This is a genomic window from Enterobacter sp. CFEC122, assembly GCF_052983755.1.
Map to the genome: position 1 here is coordinate 42982 of NZ_JBRIQR010000004.1, position 17514 is coordinate 60495.

Here is a 17514-nt window from a genome sequence, read left to right on the forward strand (position 1 = left end):
TATAATCGCGCCTGTTTCCCCTCTCACTGGTGCTACCCATGGCGTATCAACTGAACCTGAACTGGCCGGAATTTCTTGAGAAATACTGGCAAAAACAACCCGTTGTGCTGAAAAATGCCTTCCCGAATTTTGTCGATCCGATTACCCCGGACGAGCTGGCAGGGCTGGCGATGGAGCCGGAGGTCGATAGCCGTCTGGTGAGCCATTTCAACGGTAAATGGCAGGCAAGCAATGGCCCGTTTGAGCACTTCGACGATCTGGGCGAAACCGGCTGGTCGCTACTGGCGCAGGCGGTGAACCACTGGCATATGCCCGCCGCGGAGCTGGTGCGTCCGTTCCGCGTTCTGCCGGACTGGCGTCTGGACGATCTGATGATCTCCTTCTCCGTGCCGGGCGGCGGCGTGGGTCCGCATATCGATCAGTACGACGTGTTTATCATTCAGGGGATGGGCAGCCGCCGCTGGCGCGTGGGCGACAAGCTGCCGATGCGTCAGTTCTGCCCGCATCCGGCGCTGCTGCATGTGGATCCGTTTGAGCCGATTATTGACGAAGATCTGGCCCCGGGCGATATCCTCTACATCCCGCCAGGATTCCCGCACGACGGATTTACCCATGAAACGGCGCTCAACTACTCCGTCGGCTTCCGCGGGCCGAACGGCCGCGATCTGATCAGCAGCTTCGCCGATTATGCGCTGGAAAACGATCTGGGCGGCGAGCACTACAGCGATCCGGATCTGACCTGCCGCGAACACCCGGGCCGCGTGGAGCAGTACGAGCTCGATCGCATTCGTCAGATGATGATCGACATGATCGGCAAGCCGGACGATTTCACAAAATGGTTCGGCAGCTTTGTCTCCACGCCGCGCCACGAGCTGGATATCGCCGCCGCCGAGCCGCCGTACGCGCCGGAAGAGGTGCTGGATGCGCTACAGGGCGGCGAAACGCTGTCTCGCCTGAGCGGGCTGCGCGTGCTGAACGTTAACGGCAGCTTCTTCATCAACAGCGAACAGCTGGAGACGGCAGACGCGAAGGCGGCGGATGCGCTGTGCCGCTACACCGAACTCGGTCAGGCCGAGCTGGGCGATGCGCTGAAAAACCCGGCGTTTGTAGAAGAGCTCACCGGGCTGATTAACCAGGGGTACTGGTACTTCGACGAGTAGTGCGGCCTGTTGCCCGGTGGCGCTGCGCTTACCGGGCCTACAACGGCAAGAACGTAGGCCGGGTAAGGCGAAGCCGCCATCCGGCAAAAACTACTCCTCCATCGCAATCACAATCGCTTCACCCATCTTCTTCAACGCCTCGCGATGTTTCTCCGTTGGCGGCAGCGCCACGTTGATCCGCAGGCAGTTGCGGTACTTCCCGGAGGCGGAAAACAGCGACCCGGCCGCGGCCTGGATTTTCAGCCGGCACAGCTGCTTGCTGACGCACACCATATCGACCGTCTCCGGCAGCTCAACCCACAGCAGGAAGCTGCCCTGCGGGCGCGTGACGCAAATCTCTGCCGGAAAATACTGCCGCACCCAGCAGGTGTAGGTTTCCATATTCTGCTGATAAATCTGGCGCATACGGCGCACGTGGCGATGGTAATGGCCGTCGCGGATAAACGCCGCCACCGCCATCTGCGTGCCCGGCACGTTAAACCCGCCCGCGGCGTATTTCATGTGCATCACCCGGTCGTAGTAGCGCCCCGGCACAATCCAGCCGACGCGCAGGCCCGGCGCCACGGTTTTGGTAAACGAGCTGCAGAGGATCACGCGGCCGTCGATATCCATGGAATGAATGGTGCGCGGGCGCGGGTACTCCGCCGCCAGCTCGCCGTAAATATCATCCTCGACAATCACGATATCGTGCCGCTGGGCGAGGGCCAGCACCTGCTTTTTCCGCGCCTCCGGCATGATAAACCCGAGCGGGTTATTGCAGTTGGGCACCAGGATCACCGCCTTGATCGGCCACTGCTCCATTGCCAGCTCTAGCGCTTCGATGCTGATCCCGGTTTCAGAGTCGGTGGGAATTTCAATCGCCTTGATGTCAAACCCGCGCAGCATCTGCATGGTGCCGTGAAACGACGGTGATTCCACCGCCACGATATCCCCCGGTTTGCACACCGACAGCAGGGCGATCGACAGCGCGCCGTGGCAGCCGTTGGTGATCACAATGTCGCTTGCCGAGACGGTGGAGCCGCCGTCCAGCATCAGGCGGGCGATCTGCTCGCGCAGCTCCAGGCGCCCGTCAAGCACGTCATAGCTCAGCATCTCGCCGGGGTTATGCTGCGCGATGCGGCTCATCTCGCGCCACAGGGGCTTCAGGCTCGGCTGGTTAATGTCCGGCGAACCGCCGCCAAAGGAGATCATCTCTTTGTCGGCGCGGGCGTCCAGCAGCATCATCACCTCATCCCACTGGGTAACGTCCACCGGGCGCTGCACCGGGCGCGTCATTGCCGGTACGGGCGGCTGGGCCTTGCGCGGCGAGACAAAATAGCCGGAGCGCGGCTGAGGCGTGATCAGCTGGAGGTTCTCGAGGATCTGATAGGCCTGCTGTATGGTGCTGATGCTCACGCCGTGCTCCTGGCTCAGCGCGCGCACCGACGGCAGACGTTCGCCGCTGCGATACAGCCCTTGCTCAATGCGTTCAGCCAGAAGATTGGCCAGATGTTGGTAGCGCGTCATGCTGTATCCTTTGTTTTCACCATACAGATTATAAAACCAGTACAGATTGCTGCGAAAATTGCCATGCAGATACTGTTTTAGCGGATCTGTATGTTAAACAAAAGTTGTTTTTGCATCTGTATTGCACAGGCCGATTTCCGGGATGATAACCCCACTGACACAGTGAGGAGAGCATCATGGAATTCTACGAGAATCGTTCAAAACGTCCGTTTGTTGTGTTTGTCTGGATCGCGAAAACGCTGCGTAACTGGTATCGCATCAACCGCACCCGCCGCATCCTGAGCCAGATGAGCGACGAGCAACTCAAGGACGTTGGGTTATCGCGTTATGATGTGTGAGCCGTATCATCGCCCGGTGGCGCTACGCTTACCGGGCCTACGGGATCGAGTAGGCCGGGTAAGGCGAAGCCGCCACCCGGCGATGGTTAGCGCAACAGCGCAAACGTCTGCCGCTTCGGCCTTTCCAGTAAATTCAGCGCCTCCTGATACGACCGCACGTTGTTATAGCCCATCACCAGCCCGTAGCGTTTGCCCGACCCGCGATACCATTCCGAGAGCGCATTGACCTGCAGCTGATGTTCCTGCCAGCAGCGCGCCACTTCCCGGTCACGGCTTCCTTTGGTCAGGAACGCCACGATATGCATCCCACCGTCGTTTTGCTCGGTGAAAAACAGATCGCCATATACCTCCTGCAGGGCGGCAATCATCCAGTCGCGGCGGGTCTGATACAGCGCGCACATCTTTTTCAGGTGACGGAAAAAATGCCCTTCGTTGAGAAACGCGGTGAGGATCTTTTGCGTCAGCACCGGCTGGCCGCTGGTGGTGATGTCCGCGCAGTCGGTAAAGGCCCCGACGGTGCTGGCGGGCATCACCACGTAGCCCATGCGCAGCGACGGCATAATGGTTTTACTGAAGGAGCCCATAAAAATCACCCGATCGCGCTGGTCGAGGCTTTTCAGCGACGGCAGCACCTTGCGCGTATAGTGAAACTCTCCGTCGTAATCGTCTTCGATAATCCACGCCTCGTTCTGGCTGGCCCAGTCGAGCAGCTGCTGTTTACGCGGCAGCGAGAGCGTGACCGCCAGCGGACTCTGGTGCGACGGGGTGACGATGGCAAAACGCGCGTCGCGATGGTGACGGAGCAGGTACTCGGTATCGATACCCGAACGATCGACCGGCACCGTGTGCAGGCGTGGCACGATCCGCTTCAGCAACTGCTGGCCCATAAAATAGCCCGGATCCTCAAACACCACCTTGTCGCTGCGGCTGGCGAGGGTATCGAGGATCAGCCGCAGGCTGCCGCTGTAGCCGCTGGTGATCAACACCTGTTCAGCGGTGCAGGACAAGCCGCGCGAGATATTGAGGTAGCTGGCGATGGCCTGGCGCAGCGGATACCAGCCCAGAACGGGCGGGTTGAGCATCTCCTCCTGACGCATGGCCCGCGTCGCCTGGCCCGCCAGCAGCAGCCACTTTTTATACGGGAAGCTGTCGAGGGCGGGGATGCCGGGGCGCAGAAACCCCGCCCGCTCGCGCTGGCTGATGAGCGAGGCCGGAAGCGTACCGGTGGGCTGCTCCGCCGGGGCATGCTTGTCCGGCAGCAGGAGGTCCGGGTTAACCCGCGTGCCGCGCGCCCCCTGGCTCACCAGATACCCTTCACCCGTCAGAATGGCATACGCCGTTTCGACGGTTTTACGCGCCACCTTCAGCTCTTCCGCCAGCACGCGGATGGCAGGTACCCTGTCGCCCGGCTTCAGCACGCCGCGCATAATGTTGTCGCGATAGCGGGAATAAATCTCGTGATAGCCCGGCTTCATGTCCTACCTCGTTTCACGCTTTTTGTATCTTTTTACTATGTCATGAACGGCGTAGATTTGCCTCATCGCATGACACATGCCGCACAAAAAGAGGAAAGACCATGAGCACTCGCGTAAACCACCATAAAGCTACACCTGCCCTCGCCAACGCGCTGTCTGCCCTGAGCATGGAGGTGGCAAAAACCTCCATCGATCCGGCGCTGAAGCACCTGATCGACATTCGCGTGTCGCAGCTGAACGGCTGTACGTTCTGTCTGGATATGCACTCAAAAGAGGCGAAAATCGCCGGCGAGCGCGAGCTGCGCCTGTATCATCTGGCGGCCTGGCGCGAGTCCCCGCTGTTCAGCGCCCGTGAAAAAGCGGCGCTGGCCTTCACCGAAGCGCTGACCCAGATTGGCGTTCACGGTGTCAGCGATGCGCTCTACCGCAGCGTGGCGGAACATTTCTCCGACGTGGAGATTTCAGAGCTGAACTTCGCCATCGTGGCGATCAATGCCTGGAACCGTCTGGGGATCACCTCCCGCATGGCGCCGGGCTCGCTGGACGCGGCGTACGGGCTGAATAAGGCTAACCTGGAATAATCCCGCGCTCGCGGATCATCGCCACCAGCGCCCGCAACCCCGGCGGGACGTGGCGATGGCCAGGGTAGTACAGGCGCAGCCCGGCAAACGGCTGCGCCCAGTCGTTTAAGACGCTCACCAGCTCCCCGCTTTTCAGCTCGTCCTGAATATAGAGTTCCGGTAAAAATCCCACCCCTAACCCCGCTTTTACGGCGCGGATCGAGGCAAAAAGATCGGACGTCGCAAAGCGCGGCGGCACGGCAAGCGCGTACGTTTCACCCCGACGGGCCAGCTCCCAGCGGTAGATCCCGCCGTGGGCCATACGCATGCCGATCCCCTGATGTGAAAGCAGATCGTCCGGCGTCTCGGGTATGCCGTGACGGGCGAAATAGTCCGGCGTGGCGGTGACGAGCTGGCGGATCTCACCGGTCAGCGGCACGGCGATCATGTCCTGCGGGACGGACTCTTCGAGACGGATCCCCGCGTCATAGCCTTCGGCGACGATGTCGATCATCCTCGCTTCGCTCACCGTTTCCACGCGCATTTTCGGGTAGCGGATCATGAAGTCGATCAGCAGCTGGTCCAGAAACAGCGTGCCGATATGGTTCGGCACGTTGAGGCGCAGCGTGCCGGCGGGTTCCCCGGTGTCGCTGTGGATCTCCTCCCCGGCGAGACGGATCTCCTGTAGCGCCGGGCCGATACGCGCCACGTAGCGCTGCCCGGCGTCGGTGAGCGCCACGCTGCGGGTCGTGCGGTTGAAAAGTCGCGTCTGAAGGCGGCTCTCCAGCCCGGCGATGGCGTTGCTGACCGCCGTGGCGGACATCCCCAGCTCCTGCGCCGCACCGCGAAAGCTGCCGCGCCGCACCACCGCCATCACCACTTCCAGCTCTGTCAGACCTGAACGATGCATAGATTATCCTGAAAATCGAAACAACCCTTGCAGCATAGCGTGGATTATCGCAACGGAGAAGCCGTGACAGACTGGGCTCACACAGCCTGAGGAGGTTTATATGCACACCATCGAACAGATCTTTATTAACGGCGAATTTGTTACCCCGCACGGCACCGAGTGGTTTGATTTGTATAACCCGGCGACGGCGCAGGTTATGGGTCAGGTTCGCCTGGCGGATGAGGTTGACGCAGAGCGCGCTATCGCGGCGGCGATAGCGGCGTTTCCGGCGTGGTCCCGGACCACAAAGCAGGAACGCATCGCCGCGCTGAAGCGCATGCACGCCGCCGTGGCCGCCCGTCACGATGCGCTGCTGGATGCGATTGTTGAGGAGTACGGCGCGCCCGCCTCGCGCTCGGCATGGATGGCAAGCTATCCGGCAGAGGTGATTGCGCAGGCCATCGAGGCGCTGGAGGCGTTTGAGTTTGTCACCTCCGCAGGTGCCGCAACGGTGCAGATGACGCCGCTCGGCGTGGCCGGGTTGATTACCCCGTGGAACAGCGATGCCGGGTTTATCTGCGGCAAACTGGCGGCCGCGCTGGCGGCGGGCTGCACGGCGGTCATCAAGCCGAGCGAAATGAGCGCCCTGCAAACGCAGATTGTCACCGAAGCGCTGCGCGACGCCGCGCTGCCGCCGGGCGTGTTTAACATCGTCACCGGACGCGGCGAGACGGTGGGCGAGACCCTCAGCCGCCATCCGGACGTCGCGAAAATCTCGTTCACCGGTTCCACGAATACCGGCAAGGCGATCCTGCGCAACGCGGCGGAAAGCTTTAAGCGCGTCACGCTGGAGTTGGGCGGTAAATCGCCGACGATCCTGCTGGATGATGTGGATCTCGCGCAGGCGATCCCGCTGGTGATCCAGGCCGGGTTTATGAACAGCGGGCAGGCGTGCGTGGCCGGAACGCGCATTCTGGTGCCGCAGGCGCGTAAGGCGGAGATCGAAGCCGCGCTGGCGCAGGCCGTGGCGGCGGTGAACTCCGGCGACCCGCGCAACAGTGCGACAGACGTCGGCCCGATGGTCAGCGAGAAGCAGTGGCTGCGGGTGCAGGGCTATATCCGTAAAGGCCTCGAAGAGGGGGCACGCCTGCTGGCGGGCGGTGAAGGACGACCGGACGGGACGCGAGACGGCTGGTTTGTGCGCCCGACGCTGTTTGCCGACGTGAACAACCGGATGACCATTGCCCGCGACGAGATTTTCGGCCCGGTGCTGTGCGTGATCCCCTATCGTGACGAGGCGGAGGCGATCGCCATTGCCAACGATACCGAGTACGGCCTGAGCGCGATGGTGCTGGGCGGCGATGTGGACCGCGCGCGACGCGTGGCACAGCAGATTGTTTCCGGTCGCGTGCTGGTGAACACCCTGGCTCATGAACCGAAAGCGCCATTTGGTGGCTTCAAACACTCCGGCGTGGGGCGCGAGATGGGCGAGTGGGGAATTCGGGCGTTTATGGAGCCGAGGTCGATGGTGGGCTAAAACCCGCCCGGTGGCGCTGCGCTTACCGGGCCTACATGAGCCGTAGGCTGGATAAGCGCAGCGCCATCCGGCACAACGCTTCGCTCCTTGCCGAAGCATTGTATCTCTCCATTCTGCATTCTCTCCCCAACATCACAACGGAGAGAAAACCATGATCGCAGTCCTTTTCGAAGCCAAAGCCGCGCCTGCCCATCAGGCGCGCTATCTTCAGCTTGCCGCAGAGCTTAAGCCTTTACTGGCCGACATCGACGGCTTTATTGATATCGAACGGTTCCAGAGCCTGACCACCGACGGCAAAATCCTCTCCCTTTCCTGGTGGCGGGATGAAGAGGCCGTCCGCCGCTGGAAGCAGAACGTCTTTCATCAGGCGGCGCAGGCCGAAGGGCGGGCGTCGATTTTTTCTTTCTACCGTATTCGGGTGGCGCAGCTGGTGCGGGAATACAGTTCCGAAACCGGAGGGCACGCGGCGTGTCTATCCTGACTCAGTACAGCGACCATGCGAATCACCTTATTCTGCTGACGGATGATGATAAGCTGGCCGCAGAGATCACCGAACCCTGGGCGGCCTATGCTTAAGACGAGTTTACCCTCCGATAACAGCGCGATGCTGGAAAAGGCGATTGCCGCGGTGGCGGCTGCCATGGCCGATCCGTCGCGCGTGAAGATGCTCTGTGCGCTAATGGACGGGCGTGCGTGGACGGCCACTGAACTGAGCGCGGCGGCAGACGTTGCGCCGTCGACCGCCAGCGGGCATCTTGCCCGGCTGGTTGAAGGACAGCTAATAACCTGCCTGTCGCAAGGGCGGCATCGCTATTATCGTCTTGCCGGGCACGACGTGGCGGCGCTGGTGGAACAGATGATGGGGCTTTCGTGGAGCCGCATTACCCCGCCGGAAACCAGCGCGCCGAAAGCCATGCGTGAAGCCCGGACCTGCTACGACCACCTCGCAGGCGCCGTGGCGGTGCAGATCTATGATTTCATGCAGGCGGAAGGCTGGCTGGAGGCTGACGGTTCCGCATTGACACTCTATGGCCGGGAGCAGTTCCTGGCGCTCGGCATTTCGTTAAGCGCGCATCCCCGCCGGAAGGCCTGCTGCGCCTGCCTGGACTGGAGCGAGCGGCGGTTTCACCTGGGCGGAGAAGCCGGTGCGTTGTTGCTCGACCATCTGGAAAGTAAAGGCTGGATCCAGCGGGTGGCGGGGTATCGGGAGGTGGTGGTGACGGCGTCGGGAAAGGCTGCTGTTAAGAGGCTTTTTAGCCGCTAAAAACCCCCGGTGGCGCTGCGCTTACCGGGCCTACGTGTACATCGCCTCCAGTAACACCTTTCGCAATTCCTGCGCTTTAACTTCCCGTTTCTTGATAGTTACCCTGATAACTATTATCTTGACCGCGTGTGACGAGAGGTTCCCCATGAGTGAAGAAGAACTGTTCTGCCGCAGGCCGATGGGCATGCGGATGGCGATGATCGTGCGCCAGTGGCGTGCCGTCATCGACGACGCCATTCTCGATACCGGGTTAACCCAGTCGAGCTGGACGGTGATGATGCAGCTTCATCAGCTCGGGGATAACGTCTCAATGAGTGAGCTTGCGGAGGTGCAGGGCATTGAACTGCCGCCGCTGATGCGCACCCTCACACAGCTGGAAAAACAGGGTTACCTGCTGCGCACCACATCGCCTTATGACAAGCGCATCCGGCTTCTGACGCTGACGCCTGAGGGAAAAGCCATATTAAAAAGGCTCACTCAGGTGATTGAGACGTATCAGGCGCGCGTATCGCAAAACATCGCGCCGGAACATCTCGACATTTTCAGCGCCACGTTGAATCAAATCGCCTGCAATTTGCGGACAATCCGCGAAGAAGATAACAAGACCGAAAAATAATGACCCCTGAACAAAAGTTTGCCCGCTGGGTAAGGGTGAGTATTGCCTCTTTCCTGCTGATGTTTGTCTACTTTATCGTCGCGGATATCTGGATCCCGCTGACGCCGGACTCCACTGTGATGCGCGTGGTGACGCCGGTGTCTCCGCGCGTTTCCGGCTACGTGGCGGCGGTACATGTCCATAACAACAGCCAGGTGAAGAAAGGCGATCTGCTGTTTGAACTCGACGACACGCCGTTTCGCAATAAAGTAGAAGCGGCGCAAATCGCGCTCGAGCAGGCACGCCTGTCCAACGAACAGCTGGATGCGCAGATCGCTGCCGCGCAGGCCAGCCTGAAAACCGCCGTGCTGACCGCGCGTAACGACAAAGTGACCTTTGATCGCTACCAGAAGCTGAGCACCCTGCAGAACGTCTCGCAGGCGGATCTGGATAAGGTTCGCACCACCTGGCAGAGCAGCGAGCAGTCCGTCAGCACGATTCAGGCCAACATCCGCAACCTGCGCATCCAGCGTGGTGAGCGCGAAGAACACCGCAACGTGACGCTGCAAAAATACCGCAACGCGCTGGATGACGCTGAGCTGAACCTCGGCTGGACGAAGGTCTACGCCCAGGCGGACGGCACGGTCAGTAACCTGCAGCTGAGCCCGGGCTTCTACGCTTCCTCCGGTTCGGCCGCGCTGGCGCTGGTAAACAACCAGACCGATATCGTGGCCGATTTCCGTGAGAAGAGTCTGCGCCATACCCATCAGGGCACCGATGCGGCCGTGGTGTTTGACGCCTTCCCGGGACACGTTTTCCGCGCCCACGTCACCAGCAGCGACGCGGGGATCCTGGCAGGTCAGGAGGCCGTTAATGGCCAGCTCTCCGAGCCGGAAACCTCCAACCGCTGGGTACGCGATGCCCAGCGCATGCGCATTCACGTCTCGCTGGACGAGCCGCTGCCGAAGCATCTGCCGACCGGCGCCCGCGCGACCGTACAGCTCTACAACAGCGAAGGGCCGTTTGCGCGCTTCTTCTCCGGGATGCAGATCCACCTGGTGAGCCTGCTTCACTATGTCTATTAGTACCCTGGCGCGGGTCTTTACTCCGCACGGTAACATCGTCTACACGGCAAACGACTTTCGCCAGACCCTGCGCATCGTCTTTGCCGGGATGATTGCGCTGAGCATCTCGAGCTTCTACAACACCCGCTACGGCGTGTTTTTCGTGGTCTACCCGATCATGCTGCTGTCGCTGGTGCCGGTGTTTAACCGCCACGTGGCGAAGCAGTTTATCTTCAGCGCATCGCTTAACTGCGTCGAAATGGTGATTATCATCGGCTATCTGTCGCAATGGCCGGCGATCATGACGCTGGTGGTCTTCGCCCTCTACGTGATGCGTTTTCGCTTTATGAGTAAAGGGCCGCTGTTTTTGTTCGGGTCCATGGGCGTGGTGTGCCAGAGCGTGATGCTCAACTTTATGAGCTACCCCACCACCAACTGGCATACGCTTTTGTTCTCGAACATCGAAGCCAGCGTGATGGCGGTGTGCCTGAGCGCGCTGATGAACTACCTCCTGCCGGACGTGGAGCCCCGCAAGCCGCCGCCGCTGATTGAGAAAGACGACGCCCGCGTGCGCCACGAGTCGCTGCTCTCCGGCACCGTCGCGACGATGATTTTCGTGGTGTTTCAGATCAGCGACTTAAGCGATTCGCTCTCGGCGCTGATGGCAGGGATTCTGATCCTGTTCCCGATGCACTATCGCGGCGCGGTGATGAGCTCCATCTGGCGCGTGGTCGGCGTGGTGCTGGGCTGCCTCTATATTCTGGTGGTGCAGCTGATCCTCTACGATCACAGCAGCCATATGCTGTTGATGATGCCGCTGATCGGCCTTGGGCTGGCGTTTGGCGCGCGACTCCACGTGATGGAGAAGGTCGGGGCGGGCGTAGGCTTCTCCAGCATCACCACCATCGGGATAATGTTCGGGCAGAACATGCACCCGGATACCGACCTGGTGTTCAGCGATCTGTACCGCATCACCTCCGTCACCTTTTCGCTGGTGGCGACGCTGACGATGGTCTTTCTGATGCACCTGATCCTCAACCGCTTCGAGGCAACGCGCTACGTCATCGCGCCGCCCAAAGCGGATTAATGTCCCAGCACGGCAGGCAGCTGCGAGAGTAAAAACAGGATCAGGCCAATCGTCCCGCCCACCAGCGTACCGTTGACGCGGATGAACTGAAGATCTTTTCCGATGTTGAGCTCAATCTGGCGGGACATGTCTTTGGCGTCCCAGCTTTTCACCGTGTCGCTGATGTGGCGGGTCAGGAACGCGGCAAAATCCGGCGCGACGCGGTGCGCCGCCTGCTCCAGATGCTCGTTCAGAGATGCCCGCAGGCTGGCGTCGTTAGACAGCGTTTCGCCAAACCACAGTCCGGCGTTGGCGATGCGTTGCTTCACGCGCGAATCCTCGCTCTGCATATCCGCCTTCAGCCACTGGCGCAGGTCGGCCCACATCTCCCCCAGATAGCGGTTAAACGCCTCGTCGTTTTTCAGGTAGTGCTTAATGTTGTCGGCTTTTGCCGCCATCTCCGGATCGTTTTTCAGGTTGTCGATAAGCTTCAGCGTGGCGCGGTCAAACGCCTGGCGGATCTGGTGCGTGCGGTCGTGGCTGATATCGTCCAGCAGCGTGTTGACCGCGTTCGATACCATCTCCGCGCTTTGATCGCCCAGCCACTCGGTGGGCAGCACCATCGCCTTGCGGGGATGCTCGGTCTTGAGCCAGTGGACAATCTGGTCGGCAATAAAGTCCCGCGTGCTTTCCCGCTGAATCAGGGTAATCAACCGGTTGATGATGGCGTCCAGCAGCACCTGGTGGCGGTTGTTTTTGGTCATGCTCTCCAGCATCACGGCGCTGGTTTCGGTGAAGTCGACCTTGTCGATGGCCTTATGTACCGCCCGTTTGAGCAGGCGCTGAATGCGCCCGTCGTCGGTCAGTTCGAGAAAACCGCTCATCACCTGCATCAGATGCAGCCCGACGCGCTGGGCGTTGTCGGGCTTGCTGAACCAGGCGCCAATCATCTGTGCGGGCTCATAGCGGCGGATCAACGCCACCAGCGACTGGGTATCCAGAAACTTCTCCTGCACGAACTGGCCGAGATTGTCGCCGATCCGGTCTTTATTGCGCGGGATGATCGCCGTATGGCGGGAGATAAAGGGAATCGGCACCCGGCGGAAAAGCGCGACCACCGCAAACCAGTCCGCCAGCGCGCCGACCATCGCCGCCTCGGCAATGGCCTTGACGCCGCGCACCCAAAAGGTCTGCGGCAGGAACAGGGTGGTGATAAAGGCCGCGGCGGCAACCAGCAGCAGCGACAGCGCCAGCAGCTTGGCGCGTTTGAGTTCAGCTATTTTTTCCATGGGTTAAGGATAGAGGGATACGAGGGGAATGTGCAAAGCAGGGAACGTTATGTCATTCCAGCTTCTGGAATCTACCTTCCGGAATTAAACACCTTTTTACATATTTGGTTTAATCATTGTGCAATTTGTATATGCTTTTTTGTATATACAATCAGGGAAGGGTACACTATGCCAATGGAGTATGAGTGGGATAACAATAAGGCGAAAAGTAACCTGCAAAAACATGGCATACGCTTTGAGGATGCGGTTATGGTTTTCGACGATCCTTATCATTTGTCTGTTCAGGATCGCTATGAAAACGGGGAATTTCGCTGGCAAACCATCGGCCTTGTGCAAGGCCTTCTTGTTATTTTGGTCGCACATACGGTACGTTTTGAAAGCGGAGGAGAAATCATCCGTATCATTAGCGCACGAAAGGCGGACCGCAAAGAGAGGAGCCGTTATGAGCATCGTTAAACATAAACGCGGTAGTGCGCCTGAGGTAAGCGCTCGTCGTGTGGCTGAGCTCAAAGCATTAGCTGAAAAACCAGATGCGGAGATTGATTACAGCGATATTCCTGCCACGGACGATGAACAGTGGTCAGGGGCGGTGCGAGGGAAGTTCTATCGACCACTCAAAACTCAGGCATCTGTACGCATTGACGCCGATGTGATGGAGTGGCTTAAACGGCCTGGGAAAGGTTATCAGACGCGGCTCAATGCCATTTTGCGTGAAGCAATGCTGCGCGATCAAAACAAAAAATAAATAGCGGGCAGCGTTTGGCTGCCCGCTATCTCAGCGTATATTTTCCAGCAGCCGCCACAGCACCCACCCGCCAAACCCCATCAACACCACCCCCGCCGTGCGCTCTATCAGCCACAGCGCAAGGCTGAGCTTCTGTTGCACCGGCGATAGCCCCATCAGCGTCACCAGCGCCAGATCCCACGCCAGCACCACCGTCACCATCCAGACGCCGCACGTTGCCTGCTGAAGCAGCGTCACGTCCGGCCCCAGCAATGCCGTCATCAGCGCCAGATAGAACAGCGCGTTCTTCGGATTAAGCAGCGCCGAGCCGAGCCCCAGCAGGATCTGCTTGCGCAGCGAGGGGCAGCGCTGACGGGGTTCATTCAGCGCCAGTGCCTGCGGTTGGCTGCGCACCAGATGCGAGCCGATCCACAGCAGGTACAGCGCCCCGCAAAGCTCTATCAGCGTAAACAGCCAGCCAAACTGGCGCAGCGCGCTCCAGCCGATAATCACCAGAACAATATAAAGCGCGTTACCCGCGGCGATGCCGACGCACAATCCGGCGCTGCCGCGCAGTCGGTAGCGCGCCGCGTAGCCCACCAGCAGGAAGAAGTCCGGCCCCGGGCTTAACAGGGCGACAAAATGCGCCAGCGCCAGGGCGAGAAAAGCGGAAGGGAAGAACAGTTCCATAGCAACCTCGGTTAACAATCTGAGGTCAGGCTACGGTGATGCCAACGTTATTTATTGTCAGATATTGATCGGCCCGTCGCGTACTGGCGCGGCGTGGCGGCGGTATAGCTGACGAAGGTCTTATGAAAATGGCTCTGGTCGGCAAACCCGCTCTGGTAGCCAACGTCGGCAATGTCGTCCCCGGCTCGTAGCCGCGCTTTGGCGAACTCCACGCGGGAGATGTTGAGGAAGCTGCCCGGCGTCAGGCCGGTATCCTGCCGGAAGGTGCGGATCAGCGTCTCCTTGCGCAGCGAGAATCGTTGGGCAAGTTCGTCAAGCGAAGGCGGTGCGGCCAGGTCGGCAAGAAACGCCTGCCGCACGTGCTGGCTGGTTGAGCGAAGCGCGTCGGCGTTTTCCACGCAGCGGGGCAGGGCTGAAAGCAGCGTGTCCACGGATACAGGCGACATCGCCTCAACAATATCCAGGTAGCGCTTAAACAGCGCAGGGTCGCGAATCACCTGTAACGCCTGAGGAATATCGGTGTCGATATAGAGCATATGGTAGCTGCGCGGTTGCCCGGCGACGGGGTTGCAGCTGTGCGGCGCAGAGGCCGGGATCACAATGAGGTCCCCGGAGTTAAGGATGTATTCTTTGTCATGACAAATGCAGCAGGTCTGGCCTTCCATAATCGCGCCGATAGAGAGCTGAGGGTGACTGTGGCGTTTGTACGCCTGCGTGCTCTGCCACGTGCTGCGCAGCTCAAGGCCTGAGGCGCGGTGAAAAGTCTGCCGGATGTGTCGGGTATCGGTCATATGAACTCCTTCTGGACGTTTTTTATACCACGTCAGCGAACCGTCTTGCAGCGCTTCATTAAGAACCTTCCGGATATACCCAACTTTACGTCCACAGCCAGTCATGTTGACTACCCTTAATACCCTAAGCGGTAAAACAAGGAGATTCGACATGGCTTATCAGACAGTAAATCCTGCCACTAACCAGCTCATCAAAGAATACCCCTCGCATACCGACGCGGATATCGAAGCGGCGCTGAAGGCGGCCGATGCGCTTTACCATTCGGACTGGGCGAAAGGCGACATCAATCAGCGCCTGCCGGTGCTGCATAAGCTTGCCGATCTGATCGACGAGCGCACCGAGGAGCTGGCGAAAATTGCCAGTCAGGAGATGGGTAAGCTCATCGAACAGAGCCGTGGCGAAGTGAAGCTGTGCGCGCAGATCGCCCGCTACTACGCCGACAACGCGAAGCAGTTCCTGGCCCCGGTGAAGTATCAATCCGAACTCGGGGAAGCGTGGGTGGAGCATCACCCCATCGGCGTGCTGATGGCCGTTGAGCCGTGGAACTTCCCGTATTACCAGCTGATGCGCGTTCTGGCGCCAAACCTGGCGGCGGGTAACCCCGTTATCGCCAAGCATGCCAGCATCGTGCCGCACTGCGCCGAGACCTTTGCCCACCTGGTGCGTGAGGCGGGGGCGCCGGAAGGGGCGTGGACCAACCTGTTTATTTCGTCCGAGCAGGTGGCGAACATCATTGCTGACGATCGCGTGCAGGGTGCAGCGCTGACCGGCTCTGAAAAAGCCGGCAGCGTGGTGGCCGCGCAGGCGGCGAAGCACATCAAGAAATCCACCCTTGAACTGGGCGGTAACGACGTGTTCGTGGTGCTGGACGATGCGGACCTGGACAAAGCCGTCAGGATTGGCGTGAATGCGCGGCTCAACAACGCCGGGCAGGTCTGTACCGCGGCGAAGCGCTTTATCCTGCATGAAAAGATTGCCGACACCTTCCTGAGCAAATTCACCGAGGCATTTAAGCAGGTGAAAATTGGCGATCCGCTCGACGAAAGCACCACGCTGGGGCCGCTGTCGTCGAAAGATGCTCTGGAAACGCTGACCAAACAGGTCAACGAGGCGGTGAAAAACGGCGCGACGCTGCGCTATGGCGGCAAGCCGGTGCAGCGTGAGGGGAGCTTCTTCGAACCGACGATCCTGACGAATATCTCGCGCGACAACCCGGCGTACTTTGAAGAGTTCTTCGGCCCGGTGGCGCAGATGTACGTGGTAAAAAACGACGACGAGGCGGTCGCGCTGGCGAACGACTCACACTACGGCCTGGGTGGGGCGGTATTCAGCCAGAATATCGAGCGCGCGAAGAAGATGGCGTCCCGGATCGAGACCGGGATGGTGTATATCAACTGGCTCACCGATACCGCGCCAGAGCTGCCGTTCGGCGGCGTGAAGCGCTCCGGTTACGGACGCGAGCTGTCGGATCTGGGGATCAAAGAGTTTGTGAACCAGAAGCTGGTGGTGGTGCGTCAGTAAGAGGCCATAAAAAAAACCTGCCAACCGGCAGGTTTTTTTATGGAGTTATTGCACTTCGATCTTGTCCCAGCCGCTTTTGAACATGCAGCTGTCAACCAGCGTATCCCGGCGATATTCATTCGCGTCTTCAACCGTGTAGCTCGTGGAAATATCCTTTTTCTTTTTCGATTTGTCCGTTTTTTCCGAGCTCGAACCGGTCACCACGTTATCCGGGGGAAGATCGATCAGCGCCTGCGCTTCGCATTCCGTGAGCTTTTTATTCATTTCCGCATCGCTGACGCCCGGTTTCACCCATTTGTACTGGACGCAGCCGGTGAGCATCAGCGTGAGGCTCAGAACGCAAAGCGCGGTCATGCGGTGTTTCATCAGAAGGTGACTCCACCGCCTACATATGCGCCGTCAATCAGTGTGTGGCCAGGGCGGCCGTCCTTGCCATCAACGCTCACGTGGCGGTAACCCACTTTCAGGGTCACAGGCGTAATTGGCGTCCAGCTTACGCCGCCGTTGGCTTCCACGTAGTTTTTCACGCTGTTGTTCAGCCCTTCTGGCGCCACGTAGCCTTCACCGTACACGTGGATGCTGTCGGTCAGGGCAACGTTCACACCACCGCCGATCGGGAACGCCACGCCGTTATCGCCTTTCTTCGGGCCGATGTAAATGGCTTTGGCACCCGCATTCAGCATCACCGGGCCCACTTCCAGGTTGTAGCCTGCGCCCACGCCGCCGGTCTGGGTACCGTCATCGGTGTTTTTAAGCCAGTTGCTTTCGGCATACAGGCCGGATGAGGATTTCCCCATCTCGAGGTTGAGGTTGGTAAAGTTTTTACCCTGCTCAATGCTGCCGCCCATTGCCAGAGCGGAACCCGAGAGGGCGGTCAGAGCAGAAAGAAGAAGGATATTCAGTTTTTTCATGTTTTATGCCTCGTCATTAAATTCATCTGGGGGCACCTTAACAAGCGATGTTTATGACTGCAAATGTGATGAAGGTCGCTGTTTTATGCTGATATTGTTAACTTTTTTATTTGAAATGTTGCATTGATGTTTG

Annotated in this window: 20 protein-coding genes and 1 pseudogene; 13 read left to right on the plus strand and 8 right to left on the minus strand. The window is 59.6% G+C overall.

Going from position 1 to position 17514, the window contains the following annotated elements; translation table 11 throughout:
• Nucleotides 1-38: 38 nt before the first annotated feature.
• Nucleotides 39-1160 carry a ribosomal protein uL16 3-hydroxylase gene (locus ACVCAM_RS04520; RefSeq protein WP_447093540.1) on the plus strand — a complete coding sequence of 374 codons (1122 nt, stop codon included), beginning with the start codon at nucleotides 39-41 and terminating at the stop codon, nucleotides 1158-1160.
• A gap of 90 nt (nucleotides 1161-1250) precedes the next feature.
• Here the strand turns inward: ACVCAM_RS04520 and ACVCAM_RS04525 are convergent, their stop codons facing one another.
• Complete coding sequence (locus tag ACVCAM_RS04525; RefSeq protein WP_023293369.1) at nucleotides 1251-2666, minus strand: aminotransferase-like domain-containing protein; 1416 nt, start codon at nucleotides 2664-2666, stop codon at nucleotides 1251-1253.
• Nucleotides 2667-2842: 176 nt separating this feature from the next.
• Between ACVCAM_RS04525 and ACVCAM_RS04530 the strand changes: the two genes are divergently transcribed.
• Nucleotides 2843-3004 carry a DUF1127 domain-containing protein gene (locus tag ACVCAM_RS04530; RefSeq protein ID WP_008501333.1) on the plus strand — a complete coding sequence of 54 codons (162 nt, stop codon included), beginning with the start codon at nucleotides 2843-2845 and terminating at the stop codon, nucleotides 3002-3004.
• An 86-nt stretch (nucleotides 3005-3090) separates the two neighbouring features.
• Here ACVCAM_RS04530 and pdxR read toward each other — a convergent pair whose 3' ends face one another.
• A complete protein-coding gene (gene pdxR / locus ACVCAM_RS04535; protein ID WP_447093541.1) occupies nucleotides 3091-4479 on the minus strand; it encodes a MocR-like pyridoxine biosynthesis transcription factor PdxR in 1389 nt (462 codons plus the stop codon).
• Nucleotides 4480-4580: 101 nt separating this feature from the next.
• Between pdxR and ACVCAM_RS04540 the strand changes: the two genes are divergently transcribed.
• Entirely contained in the window at nucleotides 4581-5060 is a 480-nt protein-coding gene (locus tag ACVCAM_RS04540) for a carboxymuconolactone decarboxylase family protein (protein ID WP_008501331.1), read from the plus strand.
• On the opposite strand, the gene ACVCAM_RS04545 is transcribed toward ACVCAM_RS04540, so the two are convergent.
• Nucleotides 5047-5949, minus strand: a complete 903-nt coding sequence (locus ACVCAM_RS04545) for a LysR family transcriptional regulator (RefSeq protein ID WP_023345373.1) — start codon at nucleotides 5947-5949, stop codon at nucleotides 5047-5049. The genes ACVCAM_RS04540 and ACVCAM_RS04545 overlap by 14 nt on opposite strands.
• 100 nt (nucleotides 5950-6049) lie before the next feature.
• On the opposite strand from ACVCAM_RS04545, the gene ACVCAM_RS04550 reads away from it, so the two are divergent.
• The 7 genes and pseudogenes from ACVCAM_RS04550 (at nucleotide 6050) to ACVCAM_RS04580 (ending at nucleotide 11475) form a co-directional block, all read left to right on the plus strand.
• The gene (locus tag ACVCAM_RS04550; protein WP_407223033.1) at nucleotides 6050-7465 is read left to right on the plus strand and encodes an aldehyde dehydrogenase family protein; all 1416 of its coding nucleotides are present in this window, start codon (nucleotides 6050-6052) and stop codon (nucleotides 7463-7465) included.
• 151 nt (nucleotides 7466-7616) lie between these two features.
• A complete protein-coding gene (locus tag ACVCAM_RS04555; protein ID WP_008501327.1) occupies nucleotides 7617-7946 on the plus strand; it encodes an antibiotic biosynthesis monooxygenase family protein in 330 nt (109 codons plus the stop codon).
• Nucleotides 7925-8041 (plus strand): annotated as a pseudogene (locus ACVCAM_RS04560) (amino acid-binding protein); the annotation flags it as partial. The gene ACVCAM_RS04555 and the pseudogene ACVCAM_RS04560, both read left to right, overlap by 22 nt.
• Nucleotides 8034-8729: an ArsR/SmtB family transcription factor gene (locus ACVCAM_RS04565; RefSeq protein ID WP_407223034.1), complete on the plus strand. Its 696-nt coding sequence runs from the start codon at nucleotides 8034-8036 to the stop codon at nucleotides 8727-8729. The pseudogene ACVCAM_RS04560 and the gene ACVCAM_RS04565, both read left to right, overlap by 8 nt.
• Before the next feature lie 145 nt (nucleotides 8730-8874).
• Nucleotides 8875-9345, plus strand: coding sequence for a MarR family winged helix-turn-helix transcriptional regulator (locus ACVCAM_RS04570; RefSeq protein ID WP_008501325.1), 471 nt, complete (start codon nucleotides 8875-8877; stop codon nucleotides 9343-9345).
• Nucleotides 9342-10409, plus strand: a complete 1068-nt coding sequence (locus tag ACVCAM_RS04575; protein ID WP_025912094.1) for an HlyD family secretion protein — start codon at nucleotides 9342-9344, stop codon at nucleotides 10407-10409. The genes ACVCAM_RS04570 and ACVCAM_RS04575 overlap by 4 nt, the downstream gene beginning before the upstream one ends.
• Nucleotides 10399-11475 carry a DUF2955 domain-containing protein gene (locus ACVCAM_RS04580; protein ID WP_347004100.1) on the plus strand — a complete coding sequence of 359 codons (1077 nt, stop codon included), beginning with the start codon at nucleotides 10399-10401 and terminating at the stop codon, nucleotides 11473-11475. The genes ACVCAM_RS04575 and ACVCAM_RS04580 overlap by 11 nt, the downstream gene beginning before the upstream one ends.
• Here the strand turns inward: ACVCAM_RS04580 and ACVCAM_RS04585 are convergent.
• A complete protein-coding gene (locus ACVCAM_RS04585) occupies nucleotides 11472-12743 on the minus strand; it encodes a DUF445 domain-containing protein (protein ID WP_126348752.1) in 1272 nt (423 codons plus the stop codon). The genes ACVCAM_RS04580 and ACVCAM_RS04585 overlap by 4 nt on opposite strands.
• 168 nt (nucleotides 12744-12911) lie before the next feature.
• On the opposite strand from ACVCAM_RS04585, the gene ACVCAM_RS04590 reads away from it, so the two are divergent.
• Together ACVCAM_RS04590 and ACVCAM_RS04595 are read left to right on the plus strand one after the other, a co-directional pair.
• The gene (locus ACVCAM_RS04590) at nucleotides 12912-13199 is read left to right on the plus strand and encodes a BrnT family toxin (RefSeq protein WP_063418479.1); all 288 of its coding nucleotides are present in this window, start codon (nucleotides 12912-12914) and stop codon (nucleotides 13197-13199) included.
• The gene (locus tag ACVCAM_RS04595; protein ID WP_023293359.1) at nucleotides 13186-13488 is read left to right on the plus strand and encodes a BrnA antitoxin family protein; all 303 of its coding nucleotides are present in this window, start codon (nucleotides 13186-13188) and stop codon (nucleotides 13486-13488) included. Before ACVCAM_RS04590 ends, ACVCAM_RS04595 begins: the two co-directional genes overlap by 14 nt.
• A gap of 30 nt (nucleotides 13489-13518) precedes the next feature.
• Here ACVCAM_RS04595 and ACVCAM_RS04600 read toward each other — a convergent pair whose 3' ends face one another.
• Nucleotides 13519-14157 carry a LysE family translocator gene (locus ACVCAM_RS04600; protein ID WP_070534066.1) on the minus strand — a complete coding sequence of 213 codons (639 nt, stop codon included), beginning with the start codon at nucleotides 14155-14157 and terminating at the stop codon, nucleotides 13519-13521.
• A 47-nt stretch (nucleotides 14158-14204) separates the two neighbouring features.
• Nucleotides 14205-14948: a helix-turn-helix transcriptional regulator gene (locus ACVCAM_RS04605; protein ID WP_187809091.1), complete on the minus strand. Its 744-nt coding sequence runs from the start codon at nucleotides 14946-14948 to the stop codon at nucleotides 14205-14207.
• Nucleotides 14949-15099: 151 nt separating this feature from the next.
• Here ACVCAM_RS04605 and ACVCAM_RS04610 point away from each other — a divergent pair, with 151 nt between their 5' ends.
• Complete coding sequence (locus tag ACVCAM_RS04610) at nucleotides 15100-16470, plus strand: NAD-dependent succinate-semialdehyde dehydrogenase (RefSeq protein WP_070534070.1); 1371 nt, start codon at nucleotides 15100-15102, stop codon at nucleotides 16468-16470.
• Nucleotides 16471-16515: 45 nt separating this feature from the next.
• On the opposite strand, the gene ACVCAM_RS04615 is transcribed toward ACVCAM_RS04610, so the two are convergent.
• A complete protein-coding gene (locus ACVCAM_RS04615) occupies nucleotides 16516-16836 on the minus strand; it encodes a hypothetical protein (RefSeq protein WP_008501314.1) in 321 nt (106 codons plus the stop codon).
• Nucleotides 16836-17381 (minus strand): YfaZ family outer membrane protein, encoded by a 546-nt coding sequence (locus tag ACVCAM_RS04620; protein ID WP_008501313.1) that lies wholly within the window; start codon nucleotides 17379-17381, stop codon nucleotides 16836-16838. The genes ACVCAM_RS04615 and ACVCAM_RS04620 overlap by 1 nt, the downstream gene beginning before the upstream one ends.
• Nucleotides 17382-17514 lie beyond the last annotated feature (133 nt).